The sequence below is a fragment of the Streptomyces sp. R41 genome, from assembly GCF_041053055.1.
In the GTDB taxonomy this organism is placed as follows: Bacteria; Actinomycetota; Actinomycetes; order Streptomycetales; family Streptomycetaceae; genus Streptomyces.
Genome location: NZ_CP163443.1, coordinates 217,800 through 238,817 on the forward strand (window position 1 = coordinate 217,800; position 21,018 = coordinate 238,817).

Below are 21,018 nucleotides of genomic sequence, written 5' to 3' on the forward strand. Positions count from 1 at the left end.
GCGTTCAGATCCGGAGAGGCAGCCCGAACCGCCGTACGAGGGCGGGGTCGTGGAAGGCGGTGACAGCGGCGATGGCCGGGCCGCGCAATGTGATGACCTGGACGGCGAAGGCGTCGCCGTCGTGGTACATGGCGAAGCCCGGCTGCCCGTTGGCCCGGAGGGGAACCAGCCGGGTGCCCTCGCCGCGCAGTCTGGCAGCGAGCAGCCCGATGACGCTGTCGCGGCCGGCGAACCACGACGGATTGGGAGGCATCTGCCAGACCGCGTCCTTGGTCAGGAGCCGGGTCAACGCGGCGATGTCGGCCCGCTCGAACGCGTCGGCGTACCGGTCGAGAAGGGCGCGTTGCTCCTGCTCGGCAGGCTCGGCGATCTCGTCGATGGCCGGTTCCAGCCGGTCAAGGCGGGCCCGGGCGCGCTGCAGTGTGCTGTGCACCGCAGCGGGGGTGATGCCGAGCACGTTGGCGGCCTCCTCCGCCGACCAGGCCAGCACGTCCCGCAGAATGAGCACCGTCCGCTGCCGCGCGGGCAGGTGCTGCAGGGCAGCGATGAGGGCCAGTCGCAGTCCGGCCCGCCCGGCCACGACAGCCGCCGGATCGGCCTGTTCGTCGGGGATCGGCTCCAACCACGGGATCTCCGGATCCCGCCGGCCCAGCGTGATCGGGTCGGTGGCCGGGCCGCCCAACCCGGCAGGCAGCACGCGGCGGCTACCGTCCCGCAGCGCGTTGAGGCACGCGTTGGTGGCGATCCGGTAGAGCCAGGTGCGCAGCGAGGCGCGGCCCTGGAAATCCTCGTACGACCGCCAGGCACGCAGATAGGTTTCCTGCACGAGGTCCTCCGCGTCCTGCACCGACCCCAGCATCCGATAGCAGTGGGTCAGCAGTTCTCTTCGGAACGGCCCGGTCAGGCGGACGAACTCGTCGTGTGGCTGCTCGATCACGGTCACCCTGTGTTCCTCCCTTTCTTGTACAGACACACCAGGCCACCGGAATTCATCGGGTCCGGCCCGGCCAATTGAGCAGCGCCGCCGGTCGGTACTCATATGGACAGAAAATGGGTTCTGGGGCTCGCCTCCGCGGCCTCGGTGATGGTGGCGCTCGACGCCACCGTGGTGACTACGGCACTGAGCCGGATCCGGCTGGATCTCGGCACCTCGATCGAAGAACTCGAATGGACGGTGAACGCCTACAGCCTGACCTTCGCCGTCCTGCTGATGACCGGAGCCGTGCTGGGCGACCGGTTCGGACGGCGGCTGGTCTTCACGACCGGGCTGGCGCTGTTCACCGCGGCGTCGGCGGCATGCGCGCTCGCACCGGGCGTGGGCTGGCTGATCGCGGCGCGGGCGGTGCAGGGCGCCGGTGCGGCACTGGTGATGCCGCTGGCGATGGCGCTGCTCAGCGCCGTCTATCCGCCGCCCGACCGGCCGAAAGCGCTGGGGCTCTTCTCCGGGCTGACCGGGCTCGCGGTGGTCGCAGGCCCGGTGGTGGGTGGCGCCGTCACCCAGGGACTCGCCTGGCAGTGGATCTTCTGGCTCAACCTGCCGATCGGCCTGGCCGTCATCCCTCTGGTGCTGCGCCGGGTCCCGGAAAGCCGCGGTGGCGGAGGCAGCGTGGATGCCGGCGGGCTGGTGCTGGTGACCGGTGCCGCGCTCGGTCTGGTGTGGGGACTGGTCCGCTCGCACGCCGCCGGGTGGGGCAGCGCCGAGGTGGTCGGGGCGCTGATCGCGGGCGGGCTCTGCGCAATCACCTTCGTGGCCTGGCAGCGCGTCGCCAAGCGGCCGATGGTGCCGCTGGGGCTGTTCCGGCTTCCCGGCTTCGCGGCGGGCAACGCCGCCGGGGTGTTCCTCTATGCCTCGCTCTACGGGTCCTTGTTCTTCTCGGCGCAGTACTTCCAGACAGGTCGCGGAGACGCTCCGCTGGGCGCCGGGCTGCACCTGCTGGCCTGGACCGCATCGGTGACGGTCGTGGCGCCGTTGGCGGGCAGGCTGACGAACCGGGTCGGCGCGCGGCCGCTGGCCGCACTCGGGCTGGCCCTGCAGGCGGCCGGGATGGGATGGCTCGCGCTCATCGCCACACCGTCCGTGCCGTACGGGGAGATGATCGCTCCGATGCTCATCGCCGGGACCGGCGTGAGCATGGCGATGCCCGCCGCCCAGACCGCCGTACTCAACGCGGTCACGCCCGAACAGATCGGCAAGGCCTCCGGGGTGTTCAACACCGGCCGCCAACTGGGCGGAGTGTTCGGAGTCGCGGTGCTGGCCCTCGTGTTCAGCAAGGCCGGGAGCTACGCGGGCCCGGCCGCCTTCACCGACGGGTTCACCGCGTCGATCGCCGTCAGCGGCGCGCTGTCGCTGGCGGGAGCGGTGGCGGCACTGGCCATCCCGGGCCGCCGGCTCACCCCGGCCCCCGCACCCACGGCACCGGTGCTCACGCCGAACCGTTGAACTGCTGATTCAGGCACGTCACGATCTGCTGATTCAGGCACGCAACGGCGCGCATTGCACGGAACACCGCCGTGCCGTGCTCGCCGTGCAGCGGCCGGCTTCTCCGTCAGCAGCCTGAACATGCCGGTGTTTCCTGCGGCGTTGAGCCGTCACTGCCGTGCCATCATGCAGGCCGCTCTCGATCACCCGCAGCCGGTGGAGCCGGGTGGGCGGCAGCGTCCGGGCGAGTACATCAGCATCGGCTCCTTCACCAACCTCGCGGCCGACGTGAAGGCGTTCGCCATCTGGCTGGATGCGCACGGGATCAGCGATTTCCGCGAGGTGACCGACGTCGTGCTGGACCTCATCGAGGACTTCCAGGCCCGCGTTCGGGCCCAGGGCCACACGCCGTTGGTGGCTCAGGCACTGGCGGAGCAGATCTCTGAGCTCAAGGAAAAGCTCGCCGGCACGGCGACGGCCCTGGCTGCCGAGCGCGCCACCACAGCGATACTGAGAAAGATCGTCGCGGAGCTCGATCTCGAACTACATGCCGCACGTGACGGGAGCGGACCCGTGCCGATCGCGAGCCTGCCCGCCCGGCGCCGTCGGCCCGCCTCAGGGTCCTGAACGCCGCGGCTGTGTCTCGTCGGAGAGTTGATCCCCGTTCGGCGACGGTACCTGCGGACGTCGTTGCAGAGCGGGTGCATAGGATCGCCGGCATGACACTGCGACCTGTTCTGGTGAACATAAAGGCTGTTGATGACTCGGCGGTCGGCCGGTTCTGGGCGGAGGCGCTCGGCTGGGGTGTTTCCAGCCAGGAACCCGGCGCGACCGCTGCCAAACCCGCCGGCTTCGATTGGCTGGACCCGGTCGGTGTCTGCATCGACGTCATTGCCGTCCCGGAACCCAAGACGGCGACAAAGAACCGTGTGCACCTCGATCTCGCCACCACCTCTGCGGCCCATCAGGCGGAGTTGGTCGCGCGCCTCCGGTCTCTCGGTGCGACGCCCGCCCACGTGGGCCAGGGCGATGTGCCGTGGACGGTCCTCGCCGACCCGGAGGGCAACGAGTTCTGCGTGCTGGAGCCTCGGGAGATCTACCGGGACACCGGGCCGATCGCCCGGGTGGTGGTCGACTGTGCGGATCCGAGGGCCATGGCCCGGTTCTGGGACGAGGCGATGGACTGGACCCTGCGCGAGGTGACCGACGATCATGCGGTGTGGCGCTCCGCCAAGGGTGTCGGCCCGTATCTCGAGTTCCTCCGCACTGGCGTGAAGACCGTGCCGGACCGCGTCCATCTTGACCTGGTGCCGGACGCCGGTGACGACAAAGCGGCGGAGGTGGCCCGGCTGCGGGCCCTCGGCGCCACCGACCTCGACGTCGGCCAGGGCGACGTCCCGTGGACGTGCCTGGCCGACCCGGAGGGCCACGAGTTCTGCGTCCTCGCCCGGTCCTGACGTGGAGCTTTGACGACACCCCGACACGTGAGCCCTGTCTGCTCATGCGCCATGACCCCTGGTGGGTTGCGCTGCGGCGTCTCAGTCGATTCGGGCGGCGAGAGCTTGCGTGTCGGGGGGGGCGAGATCAGCTCGCTCACCGAGCACAACACTCAACTCGCCAACCGATTCCTCATGTCGCCTGTCAAGCCGCGAGAGCAACGGGTGGCCTGGGCTCGTAGCACCGGCCGTCACGCAGGAGGGCCCCAGCCCCGCAGTCTGCCGAACCGGACCGCCGATGTGGTGACTCTACAGATGGCGACAGGTGAGATTCCGACAACTGGCTTTGCCTAATGAATGCCACAGCTCTGGGGCCAGCGCGGGTCTGTCTGTGACGTGGGTTCGTCGAGGATCAGCAGTGACGGGGAGCGGTACAGAGCCCGGGAGCAGGCGATGCGCTGCCACTGGCCGCCGGACAGTTCAGCTCCACCGAACACTTCCCGGGCAAGGAGGGTGTCGAGTCCGGCGGGCAGGTCTTCGACGGCCTGACGCATACCGACCGCGTCGAGTGCTGCCCACACGGGGCCGTCATCATGGGTGCGGGGCTGCCCGCGGGTGACGTTCTCCCGCACCCGCAGCGGCCATTGCCCAAAGATCCGCGGGACCACGCCGCTGTGGGTCCAAACGGAGGCGGGGTCGGTCTCGGCGAGATCCGTGCCGTTCCAGGTGACGCGGCCCTTGTCGGCAAGGTAGATGCCGGCAATCAGGCGGGTGAGCGTCGACTTCCCGGAACCGTTGACACCGACGATCGCGAGAATGTGTGACCCGCGTCGCCAGCGCCGTGGCCACGTACGCGACAGGGCCTGGTGCAGACGCTCGGAGACCGTGCCGCCGCCGAGGATCGGGCGCATGGCGTGGGCGGTCGCCGCCAGCAGGACGGCCGCGGCCGCCCCCGTGACAGCCGGGCAGGTCAGGAGCAGCAGTACCGCTCGACGGTCAATGCGCCAGGACATGTGACGATGCGGCGCAGGACGCTCGGGACCTGGGCGCACAGCTTGCGGAAGGACGCTTCACCGAGCGGGTTCACGGAGTATTCGCCCGAGTACCTGATCTCAGCGGGCGGAGGTGGGGGAACCGATCCGGTAGTCGGCTCTTGGGTGTCAGCAGGGGTCAACTGAGCTCCTTCGTCGGTCGCGTTGGGCATTTGCGCGGTGGCGTCGACATCAACGACCCACGCCTCGATATCGAACTCACGTGTTTGAAACGGGAGTTGATCCGCAGGACAGAGCGATCCACGGCTCCTGCAGGGGTCATCGACCCTTGCGCCGCCAGAGCCACCTCCGCAGCGATCGATGGCCGAAACGCCGAGGCCGAGACCTGTGAGGCGGGTGGGGTTTCGGCCGCGCCGCCGCCGGGCGCGCTAGGCGGTGGTGATCGCCGCCTCTTGGTCAGTTCCCGGAACGCCGTGCATGGTCTGACCTGCTCCGGCGCGCAGCGTGGGTGACATACCGGTAGGCGGAACCGTCCTGCCGCGGGCGGGACGCCGGGCTCAAGGCTGGCGAAGTGCCAGCGAATGCGGGTCTCATCGACGCAGTGCGCCGACGACTCATCGCTTCAAGGTCCAAGGCCGGACGACGCGTGATCACCCCGGGTCACACACCCAGCGCCTCGGCCTCCTATGCTCGGGTGCAACCATTCGAAACCAAAGGAGCGGAGCAATGAGCCAAAACGTCTTTTTCGAGGTGACTGCCAACGGCGAGCCGATCGGCCGTATCGAGTTCAAACTCTTCGACGACGTCGTCCCGAAGACTGCGCGGAACTTCCGTGAGCTGGCCACAGGCGCGCACGGCTTCGGCTACAAGGGCTCGCCGTTCCACCGCGTCATCCCGGACTTCATGCTCCAGGGCGGCGACTTCACCAACCAAAACGGCACGGGCGGCAAAAGCATCTACGGCGAGAAGTTCGCCGACGAGAACTTTCAGCTCAAGCACACCAAGCCGGGCCTGCTGTCCATGGCCAATGCGGGCCCGAACACCAACGGCTCGCAGTTCTTCATCACCACCATCGTCACCGACTGGCTGGACGGCAAGCACGTCGTCTTCGGCGAGGTCGTCGAGGGCATGGACGTAGTGAAGGCGATCGAGGCGCTCGGCAGCCGTTCCGGCACCCCCGGCAAGAAGATCGTCATCTCCGACTGCGGCACTGTCTGAGCGGACTGACCGCGTGGCTGAGTCATACGGGGCCACCACGCTCGGCGCCAGATGACGAGGCCACCCCTGTGCCAGTGCCGAGGCAGACGTAACCGTGGTTCTCGGACCTCGCGGTCACGGCCCGGGGCTGTTTGAGCCTGTCGGCCGACTCGAACTGCTCTTTCTCGAAGCCGGAAGGCGTGTCCGTTTGAGCCTGTGCCCAGGCGGACACGCCGACTGTCGGTCGTCTCCTACGGGGTGATGTGCCGGGCGTCTCGCCGCCGCGGGTAGTAGCCCACCCCCTCACATGCGGGCTGGCCGGCTGCCGGTGTCCGGTTGGTGGTGCCCGTGACCTCGAGGAGTTCCTCCGGCGCAGCCAGTTGTCGGCGTAGGACACGATGCTGGTGCGCGCTGGAAATCAATTCCCGGCGCCGACGACTTCGACGTTGACACCGCCGAACGCTACGGCTGGGTCAACCGTTCCCCTCCGGACAGCGAACTGGATGGCCTCGCCGACAACCTCGTTCCGTTACCGCTCGGCGATCACCTGGTTCCAGCACCACGGGCTGTGCCACGTGCACAAGCGCACCGTGAGGTTGCCGTGGCCTGCCATGGAACCCTGCACTGAGACCAACGCTAATTCATCTCGACATGAGTTTCGTCCTCCTCCGGGCCGCATCCCACCTCCACGCGGCCTCCTCCCTGCATCCGCGGCAGAGGACCAGATCCATGCCGGCCAGCCGATGACACGCCGGCAGACGCAGAAAAGGGAGCTGCCGGTGCTATAGGTCCGCACCCCTGCGGGGAACTCGCCCACCGCGGGGGCCTCCGAGGAGGCGTCGGCCGTGTTGTGCCGCAGGCGTCTCCCTCAAGGTTCAAATACTCAGCGTGATCGCAGCGGCGACACCGCCCAGGCCGAGGGCAAAGGCGGCCTCGCCCCATCCGCCCGCGCCCCACCGGAAGAACCGGTCTACAGCAAGCCGGCCCGGGCCGATGGCAGCGACAGCCAGGGCAACCACGCAGATGCAGACGCTGTACTCCACGCCGCCGTCCGCCTCCCACAGACCATGAGCGCCGGTGACGGTCGCCATGGCATTGACCATCACACCGATCAGGGCAGCGGCCGCGAGTGGAGTGAACAGTCCCAGGGCCAGGCCGAGGCCACCGAGGAATTCGGACAGACTACCGATCACGGCGAAGAGTTTTCCCGGGCGGTAACCGAGGTCGGCGAACCCCTTGGCGGTCGCCGTCAGGCCGTCACCTCCGAAGATCCCGAACAATTTTTGAGCGCCGTGCGCGGCCATCAGCAGTCCGAAGGTCAGTCTGATCAGCAAAAGGCCGCAGTCGGCGGCGGACGCCGTCGCCTCGGTGGTGACGTGCGCTCGCGATTCCGTAGGACTCGAAAGACGGTACAAGATGCGCTTCGTATGCATTTCCATGCTCCGGAAAGAACGCCGGAACGGACGTACCCCCAGCTCGGACAGACGCCGAGGCACCGGTCGGCGGTAGGCCCTGCGCAGCATCGCAGAGCACGCACACACCACCCCTGCCGATCCTTCCCCAGCGACCACAATCATGCATCTGGGCGCCAGCTGCCGCACGGCAACCGCAAACGACCGTTACGGTTCCGAAAATGGTCTCAGCATGGCCTTCAAACAGGTGACCGGCAGTTCCCCTCGCGCCTACCGCAACGGTCTGCCGACCCGCCTGAAGAATTGGCGGGCCGTTCCCGGAGGTGGCCATACGCCGGAGCGCGCGGCAAGCGCGGTGCCCCGGTCCGCTGCCAAGTCTTCTCTGGTTGCACGGTCCAGACCGAGGGCAGCCGACAGCCGGGGCGTCCTCTCCAAGTCGCCGTTGCGCCAAGGGCGCGCAGTCGGCCGCCCCGGCAATTCGGCCGCTACAGCACTTGGTCAATGGTGAGGGGCAGCGAGCGGATGCGCGCGAATGAACCTTGTGGAGAATGAACTTGTGCTCCTCCGCTGCCGGCGCCACGAGAATTCCGTACTCGCAGTTCGGCGGAATGGATTCGCGGAATACACGTACGGGCGTGCCGGAAGGCCATCGCGTACCACTGCTACCGGATTCCATCATCGAGATCGACTCCGCCCTCCACCCTCCTCCGCGCCAAATGTCCGCGACGTCGGCGCGTTCCCGCTGTGAGTGCGCTTCGGCTTCGGCAGAATCGAGAAGGCGAGGGAGTGATGGTCCATTGTCGCGCGCACAGGCCGACTTGGGACATCAGCGGTCTGCATGTCTCGGCCACACAACGAAAAGGAACATCATGAAGATCGTAGTTATCGGCGGGACCGGACTCATCGGCTCGAAAGTGATCACCCGGCTCACAGCGCACGGCCACGACGCAGTTGCTGCATCTCCGAAAACCGGCGCCAATACAATTACCGGCGAGGGCCTCGCCGAAGTGCTGTCCGGCGCGGACGTGGTGGTCGACGTGACGAACTCGCCGTCGTTCGAGGACCAGGCGGTCATGGACTTCTTCACGACATCGACGGCGAACCTGATTGCCGCGGAGAAGGAAGCCCGCGTCAGCCATCACGTGGCCCTGTCCATCGTCGGTGTCGAACGCCCTTCGGACGGGGGCTACTTCAAGGCCAAAGCCGCGCAGGAACAGTTGATCCGGGACTCGGGACTGCCGTACTCGATTGTGCACGCGACGCAATTCTTCGAATTCATCGGCGGCATCGCCGACACCGCGACCGACGGCGACACTGTCACGCTTCCGCCCGTGTCGTTCCAGCCGGTCGCTGCTGACGACGTCGCGGCTGCCGTAGCACGGACGGCAGTCGGCGAACCCGTGAACGGCATCGTAGACATTGCCGGCCCTGAAGCCGGCCGCTTCGACGAGATCGTCGCCCGGGTCCTTGAGAGCCGTAACGACCGCCGCAGAGTCGTCGCGGACCCGGCCGCCCCCTACTTCGGAGCCCACGTGAGCGAGAGGTCCCTCATCCCCGAAGAAGGCTCCCCCCATGGCGAAATCACTCTCGACGCCTGGCTCGAAGCGTCCGCCAAGTAACCTGTCGCGCAATGCGGGGGTGCGGTACACGAAGGTGTGCCGTACCTCCTCATAGAGTTCTACAACTCTTGGGCCATCGCTCTACGTAGTCGGCTAGGACGGTCGTGGAGCTCGCCCGTCCTTGCGCTGTTCCAGTTCCTCGTCATCGACGAGTACGAGCATGGGCTTACCCGGCTCGCACAGCATCGTGACGACGAACCGGCTCCGTATGTCTGGGCGGTTGTTGCCATCCTGGTAGTGGATCACGTCGCCTCCCGGCTCCCAGAGCGCCTCCCACTGCTGTCTTCCACGCCTACCGCTGCCCCTGATTTCCTGGGGGGTTTGCCACCGGTTCCTTGTTCGCCATCACGCCACCTCCGGTCCGGCGCCGATGCGGACAGCCGATCGACCGAGCCGCAGGTGGCGTGTACCACCCTGCCCGGACCGAATGTCGCCTCGTCACGCAGACCAGGCAACCAATGATCACCATCCGCGCCCGGGTACCGACGGCCGTTATGCAGATTCCGCCGTCCCCATGGAGCTCAGCCATCGCTGCTCCCTGAGTGCAGGCGGTTACTGCTCGTACTCAGGCTCGTCCCAGGCGCCTGCCTCGGGACATGCCGGTCGGTGAATCCGCGCACCGCCCGTCGGCTTCCGCTCAACGCGCCCAGGAACCGATCACGAACGTCGCCGTGCCGTGGCCGGCGCATTACGTGTGGGCGGAGCAGGCTCCGGCTGGGAGGCCGGCGGCGTCGGCTGCTTCTTCGAGGAGCGGAGGCCGCCGAGCAGCAGCCGTCTCGCGGGTCGTTCCACCGCCTCGTACAGCACCCAGGACAGGCCGAGGGACACAGTGAACGCGACGGCAGTGGCGGCCAGCCCCGCCGTCACACCGAAGCAAGGCGAGGTGCCGAGCACGTTGGTGCCGGCCCGCAGCACCAAAAGGTGAACCATGTAGAAGGCGAACGAGAGTTCCCCCAGCCGTACCAGCCGCCGGTGACGCCACAGGGAGGGCAAACCGTGCAGGTCCGCGACAGCCGCTGCCGGAATCAGCAGGGTGAAGCCGATGACGGTGCAGGTGGTGGCCGGGTAACCCGCGGTGACCTGCGGGACGAGGAAGTAGCCGATGATCGCCAGGGCGAGTGAGGCTTCCAGGCTCGGTCCGCGCCACCGGCCGATGAGCACCAGGCGGGCGGCGGCGGCGCCAAGGACGAACTCCGGCAGACGCGCGGCGGGCAAGGAATAGAGCGGTTGGCGCAGCCAGTGGTGCGCGTCTGCCCACGCCAGTGCCAGTACGGTCAGCACCGATACCGCCGCGAGCGCCGCCGATGCACGGGCGCCGAGACGACGCAGCAGGAGCGCCAGCAGCGGGAAGGCGGCGTAGAAGAAGGCCTCGCAGGCCAGCGACCAGCTGACCGGGTCCAGCGTCTGCCACCACGGCCGCCACCAGGAATGGACCAGCAGGACATTCGCCAGTCCCTGACGCAGCGTCGGCTTCGCCTGATGGGCCAACGTGTATGCCATGAGCAGCGCAACCGCGGCGATGACCAGATGCACGGGCAGGATGCGAGCGATGCGCCGCCGCCAGAAGGCGAGTGCGCGGTCGTTCGGCCGTGCGGACCACGCCAGTACGAAACCGGACAGCATGAAGAAGAAGGACACTCCGGCGGCGCCGGCCTCGAATCCCCATGTCAGGAAGCGACCGCCGGCGCCGCCGAAGTAGCGGAAGTTGTGCACGTGCAGTCCGAAGACCAGCAGCGCGGCCACCCACCGCAGTCCGGTGAGGGACGGCAGTGAGGGCACCGAAGCGAGCGGAAGATTTTGGGGGCTGGTCGCAGTGGCGGTGGCGGGCGGCGTCCGGGTCGCCTTGTTCGCCGTCGTCATCGAGTCACCTGCCGGGAGCGTTCGTGTGGGGCATGAAAGGGACCGTTGCCCGTTCGTCACCTTTCATTCCGGTCACATAGGCAACATCACACCGGTGCCGACTGGCACCGGGGGCCACACGCCTTGACGCCAGGCAAGGACACGCCCGTATGGCCGACCGGGGAGAGCCGAAAGGGTGAGCGGGGACTACTGACGTTGTCGCTGTGATGTCGTCAAGGTGAGGCCGGTTTCGGCGAGGCATCCGTCGATGCGCTTGCTGCGGTACTGAATCTGGCGGAGACCGTGCCGAAGCGTGCTGATGAGGTGGTCGGGGTCGGTGAAGGCGGTGTTGGTCTGGCTGCTGCGCCGCAGCAGGGACCAGATGCCCTCGACGGGGTTGAGGTCGGGTGCGTAGGCCGGCAGAAAGTAGCAGGTGATCCAGTCGTGGGTGTCGATGAACTCCCGTAATCGGCGGTCTTTGTGGACGTTGAGGTTGTCCCACACCAGCACGATCGGTGCGCCGAGTTGCCGGTGGGCGGCGATGAGCAGGTCGCGATAGTCGGTCCAGGTGAAACTGCGTCTGCCACCGCGTTTGTGATCGAGATGCCGTTTGGGCCGGTAGATCAGCCGTGAGTGTTCGCCCTGCTTGTAGCAGGCGAGCGCGGCAACGGAGAAGCGGCGCTGGGAGCGTCCCCGGACCCGGATGACGGGTGTGTGGCCGCGTCGGGCCCAGGTCCGTGCGGTGGGCGGCGTCATCGAGAACCCGGCTTCGTCTTCGAAGCACAGCCAGGCGTCGAGCGCCGCCACGGCCCTTCCACCTGCGGCCAGGTCTCCTTCACCCAGCCCGCCACGGCCTCCTCGTCGCGCTCGATGGCTCGGCGGGCTGGGACCTGGTGACTGAAGCCGTGCCGGTGCAGCATCCGCGCGATCGCCGACAGCGTCATGCTTTTGTGGAACCGGCGCCCGATCAGCGTCTTGATCCGCGCCAGCGTCCACGTCTGGTCCGGCCAGCCATGGGCGACCGGCCCTTTGGCCAGCTCCTGCTCGAGCACGGCGAACAGCTTCTCGCTCAGCTTGGGCAGCGATACCGGTCCGGCAGACCGCAGCCCCTCCGCGCCGGCGTCGTGCCAGGCCCGGCGCCAGCGCTGCACCGAGCGCACACTCACCCGTAATTCCTTGGCGACCTCGGCGGTGGAGGCACCGACTGCGAAGCGCTCCGCGGCCTCCAGCCGGATCCGCTCGCGAAACGCCTGCCGTTCAGGCGTCAGCCCACCACCCTGCGGATATCTCACACAACCGGCATACCGCGACGATCACACATCGTCATCCCTCAACGACATCACGCCGCAAAAGTCAGTAACGCTGTTCCGTGGCTCCGCGCGCCGGCAGGGGGCAGCTGCCCCCAGGCAGCCTGGCCCAAGCGGCCAGTGGTGCGGACGGGCGGACCTGGTTCGCTGCCCACTGAGGGGTCGGCGGCCTCAGTCCCCTCCAGCGGAGGGCAGCCGCCGTTCCTGACTCTGGTGGTGATCAGCAGGCGCGGACTGTGAAACGGTGCAGTGAGGGCGAGTGCCCTGCGGAACGGATCGGCAGTCGTCCGGTGGGCGCACCTGGCGGATACCTCGTAGGTTGGAGATGAAAGCGGTCGCGCTCGTAAAGATCGGCAGGGCACGCGCGTGACGACAGCGGATATCGATTTCGAGGAACTGTTCGACGCCGCGCCGAACCCGTACCTGGTGCTGGACGCCGACCTGGTGGTCCGCTACGCCAACCGGGCCTACCTCCGGGTCACCGGCAGGACCCGCGAAGAACTGGCCGGGCGGTACATCCTGGAGGTATTCCCGGACACGCCTGCAGCGCCGGGCGCGGCGCGTGATTTCGGCGCCTCACTCCAGCGCGTGCTGCACTCCCGCGAGCCCGATGTGGTGGTACCGCAGCGCTTCGACATTCCCGTCGCCGGCCGGCCGGGCGACGTCGAGGAGCGATGGTGGTGCGGGATGTCCAGCCCGGTCCTGGGGCCGGACGGCACTGTGAAATGGATCATCGCGTGGGCCGACGACGTCACCGAGTTCATGCACTCCCCTGTCATCCGTGAGCTCACCCCGCCGCTGAGCAAGCAGGCAACAGGGATCGCGGCCCAGGTGTACGCCCGGTCGCACGATCTGGAACAGCTGAACGAGCAACTGCGCCAGGCGCATGCCCGTGAACGTGAAATCGCCGTCACTCTGCAGGAGGTCATGCTCCGCTCGCCCGACTTGGACAGGCACCGGGACATCGCCGTGCGCTACCTGCCTGCCCACGGATCACTCAACGTGTGCGGCGATTGGTACGACGTGGTCGATCTGCCGCCCGACCGCTACTCCATCGCTATCGGGGACGTCGTCGGCCACGGCCTGCAGGCCGCAGCTGTCATGGGCATGCTGCGCAGTGCCCTGAGCGCAGCCATCCGAGCCGTTCCCAGCCCCGCGCAGGCCCTGGAGGTACTGGGTCTGTACGCTCGGGCGGTCGACGGCGCGCTGGCCACCACCGTAGCCAAAGTGCTCATCGACCCGCGCAGCCGACTGATCATCTACAGCAACGCCGGCCACCCACCGCCGGTACTGCTCCATCCAGACGGCAGCTGGCAGCTGCTGGACCAGGCCACAGACCCGCCGCTGGGCGCCAGACCGGAACATGTCCCCCGCCCCCAGGCCGGCATGTCCTACACCCGAGGGGACACCCTCGTGCTCTATACCGACGGCCTCATCGAACGCCGCGGCGAAGACATCGATGCCGGCCTGGCCAGGCTGACCGAGTCCCTCGCCCAGTACAGCACCCTCGCCGTGGAACAACTCGCCGATGCACTGCTGGCCCACCTGGGCGTCACCAGCGGTAGCTGGGATGACATCGCCCTGGTCATCGTCCGCCTGTGACCGTTTCCAGAAACAGGTACCGAGGGACGCGCGTGGGCTTACGAACCCGCACGCCCCTCACGCCCTCAACCGAGACTCCCAACACCGATGTCCCGTGACAGTGAATCTGAGCGCGCGCCGACGGCCGGCGCACGCCGCCTCAGCCCGATGGAGCGGGGATGGCCACCGCGGGCGCTTCGGAGCCAAGTTCGTCGAGGTACGCATCGATCCCGAGCTCGGCCTGCTGCGCGTGGCACGAGTGGTCTCGGCCATCGACGGCGGGCCATCCTCAATGCCAAGAACGCCACCAGCGAGATCATCGGCGGCACGGTGGGCGGCATCAGCCAGGCGCTGTTCGAGGACACCGCCACCGACGAAGGGACCGGACGCATCGCCAACGCCACCTTCGGCGACTACCTGATGCCCAGGGGACGTGGTCCACCCGTGACCGCCTGACTATCGCCTACCAACGCTGCCGCCACCTGCCTACGCAGGTTGTCAACAGGGCGAATGTCGCCTGGTACGCCCACGCTAGATTCCTAGGATGCTAGCATCGCCCCGTGAGTGACGAAGAGGTCAAGCAGTTCAACGTGTACTTGCCGGTCGGACTGATCAAGCAGGTCAAGCATCACGCCATCGAGTCGGGCATGTCCCTCTCGGCGTTGGTCGCAGACGCCCTGCGCGCCTACCTCGACGACACCCACGGGCAGCCACAGCAATCGTCCGAGAAGGAGACCTGACATGGCGACCGACGGGATCGAGGCCGTGTTCCTGGAGACCCACAACTGGGGCAGGGCAGCGCAGTTCTTCCAGGCACTGGGCTTCGAATTGGAGTTCTCGACCGACCACAGCTCCGGCCGGTTCCGCAATGGCGACGGTCCGTACGTGTTCATCGCTGAGGTCCCCGAGGACCGGGAGCCCCAGACGCAGATCGTGATGAAGGTGTCCGACGCGGATGCGTTCCGTCCAGATCCTGCCGTCGAGGTGGTCACGCCGTTCGAGGACACCCATTACGGGACCAGGGAAATGACTGTCCGTGACCCCGACGGACGTTTGTGGAGCCTCCAGGCCCCGGCGAAGAACTGACCGTAAGGAGAGGGACATCGTGGCAGGCGAGCAGAACGAGCTGCCGGACAGCACCGCGGTGCGGGTCGCCCTCTGGCGGGCGATGCACGTGCAGGTCGACCCGCCGCCCCACGTGCTCGAGGACGAGATCGGACTGGAGCTGGCGGCCCCCGACGAGGGATGGAGGCACCGCCCGGACATGGAGCCGCGCGGCACGAGCGGGTTCCGGGCGGCCATTGTGGCCCGTGCTCGTTTCATCGAGGACCTGGTTGCCGAGCAAGCCGGCCACGGCGTCGACCAGTACGTCGTCCTGGGGGCCGGGCTGGACACCTTTGCCCAGCGCAGACCGGAGATCGCCTCCCGCCTACGGGTCTTCGAGATCGACCAGCCGGGCACCCAAGCCTGGAAGCGCCAGCGCCTCATCGAGCTCGGCCACGGGATCCCCGACTGGCTGCGACTGGTGCCGGTCGACTTCGAGGCGGCCGGGGATTGGTGGGAGCAGCTGTCCGACGCCGGCTTCGATCCCGGCCGGCCGGCGGTCGTCGTCTGCACCGGTGTCACCATGTATCTCACCAAAGACGCCAACGCAGCTACTTTGCGCCGGCTCCGCGGGCTCGCCCCCGGCTCGACGCTCGCCATCACCTTCATGCTGCCGACCGAACTCGTCGATGACGCCGATCGCCCCGCGCTCGAGGCGACCAAGCCACAGGCCCGAGCAGCCGGAACGCCGTTCATCAGCTTCTACACCCCGCAGGAGATGCTGACACTGGCCCGCGACGTCGGCTTCAAAGACGCCCGACACGTGTCGGGATCTGCGCTGGCCGCACGCTACTTCGCCGATCGGACCGACGGCCTTCGCCCGTCAAGCGGGGAGGATCTACTGGTGGCCACGGCCTGACGCCCTTCGGCCACACCACCCGTTCCGAAAGCAAAAGTTGGGATATGGCTGCCGGCACAGAGAGATGGCCGGTCGGTTGGCTCCGAGCCCCTACCCGAAGAAGGGCAGACTTTGGCCGATGCGGCACTAGTCCGATTTGCCGACCGATGAGCCCCGACTCGCGCGGCGCAGTGATCGACAGGCAGGGCGCCTACCTTGGATTGGCGGCACGGCTGCACCAGCGTTCCCCAGGCCGCGCGCTGCCGCCCGAGGCGACACGGGAATCCGCAGAGCTCCCGCGCCTGCCGTCCACCGCAGGCGCGGGAGCAATCACCGGGTCGCCTCAGCGAGAGGTCAGCTTCCACAGATGGTCGGCAGTGCCGTTGTCGTCCCACTGGAGGACCTGGGCGCCGGAAGTGGTGCTCATGTTGTTGACGCCGAGTACGAGGCCGCTGTTGTAGTTGGCGATCTTGTAGTAGCCGTTGTCGGAGGGGATGAGCTGCCAGAGGTGGTCGGCGGTTCCGTTGTCGCCCCAGATCAGGGCTGTGCCTCCATCGCTGGTACTCATGTTGTTGATGCCGAGCAGCAGACCACTCGCCTGGTTGACGATCTTGTAGAGGCCCGAACCCGCGGACACCAGCGTCCAGTTCTGGTCGGTGCCGGTGGTCGAGGTCGAGGTCGCCTGGACGACAGAGGTGCCCTGTGCGGTGCCGGCGTTCTGGGTGTCCAGGGCGAGCCCGCTGTTCTTGTTGGTGATCTGGTAACGCCCGGCCAGCGAGGCGGGCGTACCGCTGGGGGTGACGACCAGGTGGTAGCCGTCGGACGCGTTCATTGCGACGGGGACGGTGATGGAGCCGTTGCTGACCGTGTAGTCGGCCTCGGAGATCGTGAACGGGGCCGAGACAGCTGTCGTACGGCCCTTGGAGGGGGTGTACTCCAGCTTCACGTGCACCTTGCTGCCGAAGGCCGACAGAGAGCCGAGTCCGTTGACATTGACTGCCGTTGAGCCGGTTCCGCCGCCGAAGATGACGCTGATCTGTCTGCCGTCACCGGTGAGCGAGGCGGCCCCGTCGATACCGGTCTGCGCCGGGGGCGCGGTGGTGAGCATGTTGCCGGACATGTCGCCGTACCACTTGTAGAGCCAGTACGAGCCATTGGGCGAGCCGCCGGTATCGGTGAGGGTGTCGCCGAGGGTGCCGTAGTGGTTCCAGAAGGCGAGTTCGGCGTCACGGACTCCGGCCCGTTCGAACTTGGCGACGTAACCGATGAGCGAGCCCGGCACCCCGATCTCGCTGGGGGTCGCGTATTCCTCGATGGAGATGGGCCGAGGGCTGATTCCGAGGCTGCTCTCCAGGGAACGGTAGGCCGAGACGTGGGCGGCGATGTCCTTGCTGCCCTGGAGTTCGTGCCAGGCGATGACGTCCGGGACAGTGCCGCCGGCCTTGGCGTCGGTGAGAAATTGGCTCATCCAGCTCTGGTTCCACGCGGAGTAACTGGGGCCCTGAATAGGCGTGGTGGTGTCCTTCGCGCGCACCTCCTTGAACGTGCGCGCCCAACCGGCGTCGAACGCACCGGCGTTGGTGGTGTCCCAGGTCCAGTCGGGCTCGTTCCACAGCTCGTACGCACTGATGTTGGTGGCACCGGAGGACTTGACCGAGGCGACCTGGGTGTCCACGGCGGACAGCCAGTCACTCCAACTCACCCACTTGTAAGGGAAGTTCGGGTACCAGTCGGGCATGCGGACGACGACCTTGGCGCCCGCTCTCGCGGCCTTCGCAGCGACCATCAGAGAGTCACCGGCGGGGGCGGGCTCGCCGTTGGGCAGCTGCTTCCCACCGGGGGCCATCTGTACGAAGGTGTTGGGCTTCAGCGGCTGCACGAGGCTGTCGGCCGGGGTGCTCGCGTCGGCGAGGCCGTAGAGGCTGCCGGTGGCGACATGAGTGACGGACCGCATGGTCTGGTTGGCGTTGACGACCAGGGTGGTGGACGCGGTGGGGGCGGCGTCGGCGGGGGTTCCCGTCAGGGCGGTCGCTGCGGCGGCCAGGACGGCCACCGCGACAAGAACGAACGGCCGTCTGCGGATGGGAGGCTGGGATCTCGGGACAGGCATGGGTGGCGGCTCTCCTGACATCTGAGGAGGTGGATGGTGGGCTGACGTCCCGGTCAGTCCTTGATCGCGCCGGCGGTGACCCCGGCGGCGACGTACCGCTGCGCGAGGACGAGGAGGGCGGCGGCGGGTACGGACGCGACGACCGCGGTGGCCATGATCGCGTTCCATTCCTGGTTGTTGTTGCCGATGTAGTGGTAGATGCCGAGGGTGATCGGGCGCATGTCGCCGCCGCCGTCGAGGGTGTTGGCGAAGACGAAGTCGGACCAGGCCCACAGGAAGCTGAACAGCGAGACGGTGACCACGGCGTTACGGCTCACCGGCAGTACGACCGACCAGAAGGTGCGCAGGGTGCCCGCGCCGTCGATGCGCGCCGCGGCGGTGAGTTCGTCGGGGATGCCCGACATGAACGCCGTGAAGATCATGACGCCGAAGGGCACAGCGATGGTGGAGTCCGCGATGATCAGGCCCCACCAGGAGTTCAGCAGACCGGCGTTGAGGAAGATCCCGTAGAAGCCCATCGCCATGACGATGCCGGGGATCATCTGCGCGATCAGCAGGGCCAGGGCGAGGATGCCGCCGCCACGCGGACGCAGTTTGGCGAGCGAGTAGCCGGCCGGAGCGGCGAGGACGAGGGTGACGGCGACCGTGCCGAGGCCGATGAGCAGGCTGGTGCCGAGGTAGGGCATCTGATCGTTCAGGACGGCCCGGTAGCCCTCGAACGTGGGGTGCAGCGGAAGCAGGTCGGGCGGGGACTTGCGCATGTCCTGCTGCGGGGTGAGGGACACGTTCAGCATCCAGTACACCGGGAAGAGCATGAGCGCGGTGAGCAGGAGGCCGATGACGGTGTAACGGCGGGAGCTCGTAGGGGACTTCACGCTTCGTGCCTCCTCTGGACACGGATGTAGAGCAGACCGAAGACGAGCGCGATGAGGATGAGGATGTTACCGACGGCGGCTCCGGGGCCGAACTTCGGGAGCAGGGTGCCGAATCCGAGCTGGTACGACCAGGTCGCGAGCGTGGACGAGGAGTCGCCGGGGCCGCCCTTGGTCATGATCCAGATCAGGTCGAACACCTTGAGTGTGTACACCAGGCCCAGCAGCAGTGTGATCGCCGAGACCGGCCGCAGCAGGGGGAAGGTGATGCGCCGGAACTGCTGCCAGCCACTCGCTCCGTCCAGCGAGGCGGCCTCGTACAGTTCCCCGGGGATGTTCTGCAGTCCGCTGTAGAGGATGACCAGGTTGAACGGGATGCCGATCCAGATGTTGGCGATGATGACCGAGGTCAGCGCCCAGTGCGGCGAGGTCAGCCAGTCGACGGGCGAGACGCCGACTAGGTGGAGGGCGTAATTGACCACCCCCGACTCGCTGTTGAGCATCCAGGACCAGGTCGACGCCGACACGATGAGCGGCAGCAGCCACGGGATCAGGAACAGTGCCCTGAGGGTGGGGGCCAGGCGGAAGTGCCGGTTGAAGAAGACCGCGAGCGCCAGTCCGGCCGCGTACTGGAAGGCGATCGACACGAAGGTGAAGACCATCGTGTGGCGCAGCGCAGGACCGAAGGTCGGGTCGTTCAGTACCTGGGAGAAGTTGTCCCAGCCCGAGAACGGCGCGTTGTTGTCGACGAACGACCGGACGGTGTAGTTGCGCAGGCTCAGATCGAGGTTGCGGTAGAGCGGGTAGAGGTAGAAGGCGACGAGGTAGGCGATGAGCGGGGCGACGAAGGCCAGCGCGATCAGCCGGCTCTTGCGGCGCCCACGGCGTGACAGGGAGTCGCGCCGGTCGGCGGTGCCCGTCGCTCCGGACCCGGCCGGGGAGCGCTTCGGGCGGCGGTCGACTCGGGCGATGGTCATGCGAACTCCTGGATGCGGGGTGGCGGTGTCCGGTGCGCGGCGCCGCTCGGCGTCAGCCCTTGCCCTTCTCGGCCGCCGTCTGCGCCGTGTCGAGTGCGTCCTTGGGGCTCTTGCCGCCGGACAGGGCCCCCTGCACGGCGGTCCACATCGGCTGCGAGATGGTCGGGTACTTCGTGCCCAGACCGTCACTGGTCCGGCCACGCGCCGCGGCCACGGCATCTACCCACGGCTTGAGCTTCGGGTTCGCCTTGACCTGCTGGGCCTGCACCGCCGCGGTGGGAGCGACGTATGTCAGCGTGGTGTCGCTGGCCAGCAGGTTCTTGGAGCTGGTCAGGCAGGTGACGATCTTCTTGCTGACGTCGTAGCGGGCGGTGTCCTTCTGCACCGGGACGGTGACGAACTCGCCGCCTGTCGGCACCGGGGCCGAACCGCCGTTCTGGCCGGGGATGTTGACGATCCCGTACGGGAATCCGGCCTTCTCCGCGTTGGCCAGCTGCCAGGTGCCGTTCTCACCGAACGCGTAGTCGCCAGTGGCGAACTCCTGCCAGCTGGTGGTCTGGGTGTTGTTCAGGACGTCCTTGGGTGCGTACCCCTCGTCGACCCACTGCTTCCACAGCGACAGCGCGGCAACTCCCTTGGCGGAGTTGAGTTCGGTGAGGTCGCCGCCCGCGCCCCAGAACCAGGGCAGGAACTGGAAGCTGCCCTCCTCCGTGTTGATCGCGGAGAACGTGATGCCCTTCTTGCCCGCCGACTTGATCTTCTTCAGGGCAGCCGTCAGTGACGCCCAGTCCTTGATGGAGGCGGGATCGACGCCCGCGGCCGTCAGGACCTTCTTGTTGTAGTAGAGCGCGAGCGTGTTGGCGCCTATCGGGACGCCGTAGGCCGCACCTTGGAGGGTGCCCGCGCCGATGATGTTCTTCTGAATCGCGGACGTGTCCAGCCCGAGATCACTCGTCTTGTTGAGGATCCCGGCCTCCACCATGGTGGAGACAACCGGGTTGTCCACCAGCATCACGTCGGGCGCGTTGCCCTGCTGGGCCGCCAGCAGCGCCTTGTTGCCCAGGTCCGTGGTGTCGTACCCAGTGCGCTTGACCTTGACGCCGGCGTCGGTGCCGCACTGCGTGACGCGCTTGCCCCAGTCCGAGGAGGCGTCGAACTGCGGGTAGGGGTCCCAGAAGGTGTACGTACCCGACTTGGCGGAGGAGTCGGAGGAACCCGAACCACCACCCCCGCAGGCGGTGACGGAGGCAAGGGTGCCGACGGCGGTGAGGCAGGCGAGGAGGGTACGGCGGGTGCTTCTCATTGCGGTGACCTC

The 21,018-nt window shown here is 67.6% G+C and carries 19 protein-coding genes and 2 pseudogenes; 10 read left to right on the plus strand and 11 right to left on the minus strand.

Translation table 11 applies throughout. The features are described from left to right. Positions 1-4: 4 nt before the first annotated feature. A complete protein-coding gene (locus AB5J53_RS01165) occupies positions 5-943 on the minus strand; it encodes a sigma-70 family RNA polymerase sigma factor (RefSeq protein WP_369243769.1) in 939 nt (312 codons plus the stop codon). 96 nt (positions 944-1,039) lie between these two features. On the opposite strand from AB5J53_RS01165, the gene AB5J53_RS01170 reads away from it, so the two are divergent. The 3 genes from AB5J53_RS01170 (at position 1,040) to AB5J53_RS01180 (ending at position 3,876) form a co-directional block, all read left to right on the plus strand. Next, the gene (locus AB5J53_RS01170; RefSeq protein ID WP_369243770.1) at positions 1,040-2,440 is read left to right on the plus strand and encodes an MFS transporter; all 1,401 of its coding nucleotides are present in this window, start codon (positions 1,040-1,042) and stop codon (positions 2,438-2,440) included. Between the two features lie 120 nt (positions 2,441-2,560). Then, complete coding sequence (locus tag AB5J53_RS01175; RefSeq protein WP_369243771.1) at positions 2,561-3,046, plus strand: hypothetical protein; 486 nt, start codon at positions 2,561-2,563, stop codon at positions 3,044-3,046. A 92-nt stretch (positions 3,047-3,138) separates the two neighbouring features. Further along, positions 3,139-3,876, plus strand: a complete 738-nt coding sequence (locus AB5J53_RS01180) for a VOC family protein (RefSeq protein ID WP_369243772.1) — start codon at positions 3,139-3,141, stop codon at positions 3,874-3,876. A 356-nt stretch (positions 3,877-4,232) separates the two neighbouring features. Here AB5J53_RS01180 and AB5J53_RS01185 read toward each other — a convergent pair. Continuing rightward, positions 4,233-5,029 (minus strand): annotated as a pseudogene (locus AB5J53_RS01185) (ATP-binding cassette domain-containing protein); the annotation flags it as partial. Positions 5,030-5,573: 544 nt separating this feature from the next. On the opposite strand from AB5J53_RS01185, the gene AB5J53_RS01190 reads away from it, so the two are divergent. After that, entirely contained in the window at positions 5,574-6,065 is a 492-nt protein-coding gene (locus AB5J53_RS01190; RefSeq protein ID WP_369243773.1) for a peptidylprolyl isomerase, read from the plus strand. Between the two features lie 854 nt (positions 6,066-6,919). Here AB5J53_RS01190 and AB5J53_RS01195 read toward each other — a convergent pair. Beyond that, complete coding sequence (locus tag AB5J53_RS01195) at positions 6,920-7,477, minus strand: DoxX family protein (protein WP_369251984.1); 558 nt, start codon at positions 7,475-7,477, stop codon at positions 6,920-6,922. Between the two features lie 848 nt (positions 7,478-8,325). On the opposite strand from AB5J53_RS01195, the gene AB5J53_RS01200 reads away from it, so the two are divergent. Next, positions 8,326-9,075 (plus strand): SDR family oxidoreductase, encoded by a 750-nt coding sequence (locus tag AB5J53_RS01200; RefSeq protein ID WP_369243774.1) that lies wholly within the window; start codon positions 8,326-8,328, stop codon positions 9,073-9,075. Positions 9,076-9,168: 93 nt separating this feature from the next. Here AB5J53_RS01200 and AB5J53_RS01205 read toward each other — a convergent pair. From AB5J53_RS01205 to AB5J53_RS01220, 4 genes and pseudogenes are all read right to left on the minus strand, one after another. Beyond that, positions 9,169-9,339: pseudogene (locus tag AB5J53_RS01205) on the minus strand (cupin); the annotation flags it as partial. Positions 9,340-9,732: 393 nt separating this feature from the next. Then, positions 9,733-10,935, minus strand: a complete 1,203-nt coding sequence (locus tag AB5J53_RS01210) for an acyltransferase family protein (protein WP_369243775.1) — start codon at positions 10,933-10,935, stop codon at positions 9,733-9,735. A gap of 186 nt (positions 10,936-11,121) precedes the next feature. Further along, positions 11,122-11,670 carry a transposase gene (locus AB5J53_RS01215; protein WP_369251986.1) on the minus strand — a complete coding sequence of 183 codons (549 nt, stop codon included), beginning with the start codon at positions 11,668-11,670 and terminating at the stop codon, positions 11,122-11,124. Further along, positions 11,667-12,206 (minus strand): transposase, encoded by a 540-nt coding sequence (locus tag AB5J53_RS01220; protein ID WP_369243776.1) that lies wholly within the window; start codon positions 12,204-12,206, stop codon positions 11,667-11,669. Before AB5J53_RS01220 ends, AB5J53_RS01215 begins: the two co-directional genes overlap by 4 nt. Before the next feature lie 381 nt (positions 12,207-12,587). Between AB5J53_RS01220 and AB5J53_RS01225 the strand changes: the two genes are divergently transcribed. The 5 genes from AB5J53_RS01225 (at position 12,588) to AB5J53_RS01245 (ending at position 15,765) form a co-directional block, all read left to right on the plus strand. Continuing rightward, on the plus strand, positions 12,588-13,823 hold the full coding sequence (locus tag AB5J53_RS01225; protein WP_369243777.1) for a PP2C family protein-serine/threonine phosphatase: 1,236 nt from the start codon (positions 12,588-12,590) through the stop codon (positions 13,821-13,823). A 309-nt stretch (positions 13,824-14,132) separates the two neighbouring features. Then, complete coding sequence (locus AB5J53_RS01230) at positions 14,133-14,258, plus strand: hypothetical protein (protein ID WP_369243778.1); 126 nt, start codon at positions 14,133-14,135, stop codon at positions 14,256-14,258. A gap of 104 nt (positions 14,259-14,362) precedes the next feature. Then, the gene (locus tag AB5J53_RS01235) at positions 14,363-14,542 is read left to right on the plus strand and encodes a CopG family transcriptional regulator (protein WP_369243779.1); all 180 of its coding nucleotides are present in this window, start codon (positions 14,363-14,365) and stop codon (positions 14,540-14,542) included. A 1-nt stretch (position 14,543) separates the two neighbouring features. Beyond that, the gene (locus tag AB5J53_RS01240) at positions 14,544-14,888 is read left to right on the plus strand and encodes a VOC family protein (protein ID WP_369243780.1); all 345 of its coding nucleotides are present in this window, start codon (positions 14,544-14,546) and stop codon (positions 14,886-14,888) included. 19 nt (positions 14,889-14,907) lie between these two features. Beyond that, positions 14,908-15,765: a class I SAM-dependent methyltransferase gene (locus tag AB5J53_RS01245; RefSeq protein ID WP_369243781.1), complete on the plus strand. Its 858-nt coding sequence runs from the start codon at positions 14,908-14,910 to the stop codon at positions 15,763-15,765. Positions 15,766-16,087: 322 nt separating this feature from the next. On the opposite strand, the gene AB5J53_RS01250 is transcribed toward AB5J53_RS01245, so the two are convergent. From AB5J53_RS01250 to AB5J53_RS01265, 4 genes are read right to left on the minus strand one after another with little or no spacing between them, the layout of a single operon-like run. Beyond that, the gene (locus AB5J53_RS01250; protein WP_369243782.1) at positions 16,088-17,854 is read right to left on the minus strand and encodes an RICIN domain-containing protein; all 1,767 of its coding nucleotides are present in this window, start codon (positions 17,852-17,854) and stop codon (positions 16,088-16,090) included. Positions 17,855-17,907: 53 nt separating this feature from the next. Beyond that, positions 17,908-18,729 carry a carbohydrate ABC transporter permease gene (locus AB5J53_RS01255; RefSeq protein ID WP_369243783.1) on the minus strand — a complete coding sequence of 274 codons (822 nt, stop codon included), beginning with the start codon at positions 18,727-18,729 and terminating at the stop codon, positions 17,908-17,910. After that, entirely contained in the window at positions 18,726-19,703 is a 978-nt protein-coding gene (locus tag AB5J53_RS01260) for a carbohydrate ABC transporter permease (protein WP_369243784.1), read from the minus strand. Before AB5J53_RS01260 ends, AB5J53_RS01255 begins: the two co-directional genes overlap by 4 nt. Positions 19,704-19,755: 52 nt before the next feature. Then, positions 19,756-21,006 (minus strand): extracellular solute-binding protein, encoded by a 1,251-nt coding sequence (locus AB5J53_RS01265; RefSeq protein WP_369243785.1) that lies wholly within the window; start codon positions 21,004-21,006, stop codon positions 19,756-19,758. Positions 21,007-21,018 lie beyond the last annotated feature (12 nt).

What these genes read in the sequence shown, in the direction of transcription:
- AB5J53_RS01170 (WP_369243770.1), top strand. Translation starts at nt 1,040, where the DNA reads ATGGACAGAAAATGGGTTCTGGGGCTCGCCTCCGCGGCCTCGGTGATG.
- AB5J53_RS01175 (WP_369243771.1), top strand. Translation starts at nt 2,561, where the DNA reads ATGCCGGTGTTTCCTGCGGCGTTGAGCCGTCACTGCCGTGCCATCATG.
- AB5J53_RS01180 (WP_369243772.1), top strand. Translation starts at nt 3,139, where the DNA reads ATGACACTGCGACCTGTTCTGGTGAACATAAAGGCTGTTGATGACTCG.
- AB5J53_RS01190 (WP_369243773.1), top strand. Translation starts at nt 5,574, where the DNA reads ATGAGCCAAAACGTCTTTTTCGAGGTGACTGCCAACGGCGAGCCGATC.
- AB5J53_RS01195 (WP_369251984.1), bottom strand. Translation starts at nt 7,477, where the DNA reads ATGCATACGAAGCGCATCTTGTACCGTCTTTCGAGTCCTACGGAATCG.
- AB5J53_RS01200 (WP_369243774.1), top strand. Translation starts at nt 8,326, where the DNA reads ATGAAGATCGTAGTTATCGGCGGGACCGGACTCATCGGCTCGAAAGTG.
- AB5J53_RS01210 (WP_369243775.1), bottom strand. Translation starts at nt 10,935, where the DNA reads ATGACGACGGCGAACAAGGCGACCCGGACGCCGCCCGCCACCGCCACT.
- AB5J53_RS01215 (WP_369251986.1), bottom strand. Translation starts at nt 11,670, where the DNA reads ATGACGCCGCCCACCGCACGGACCTGGGCCCGACGCGGCCACACACCC.
- AB5J53_RS01240 (WP_369243780.1), top strand. Translation starts at nt 14,544, where the DNA reads ATGGCGACCGACGGGATCGAGGCCGTGTTCCTGGAGACCCACAACTGG.
- AB5J53_RS01250 (WP_369243782.1), bottom strand. Translation starts at nt 17,854, where the DNA reads ATGCCTGTCCCGAGATCCCAGCCTCCCATCCGCAGACGGCCGTTCGTT.
- AB5J53_RS01260 (WP_369243784.1), bottom strand. Translation starts at nt 19,703, where the DNA reads ATGACCATCGCCCGAGTCGACCGCCGCCCGAAGCGCTCCCCGGCCGGG.
- AB5J53_RS01265 (WP_369243785.1), bottom strand. Translation starts at nt 21,006, where the DNA reads ATGAGAAGCACCCGCCGTACCCTCCTCGCCTGCCTCACCGCCGTCGGC.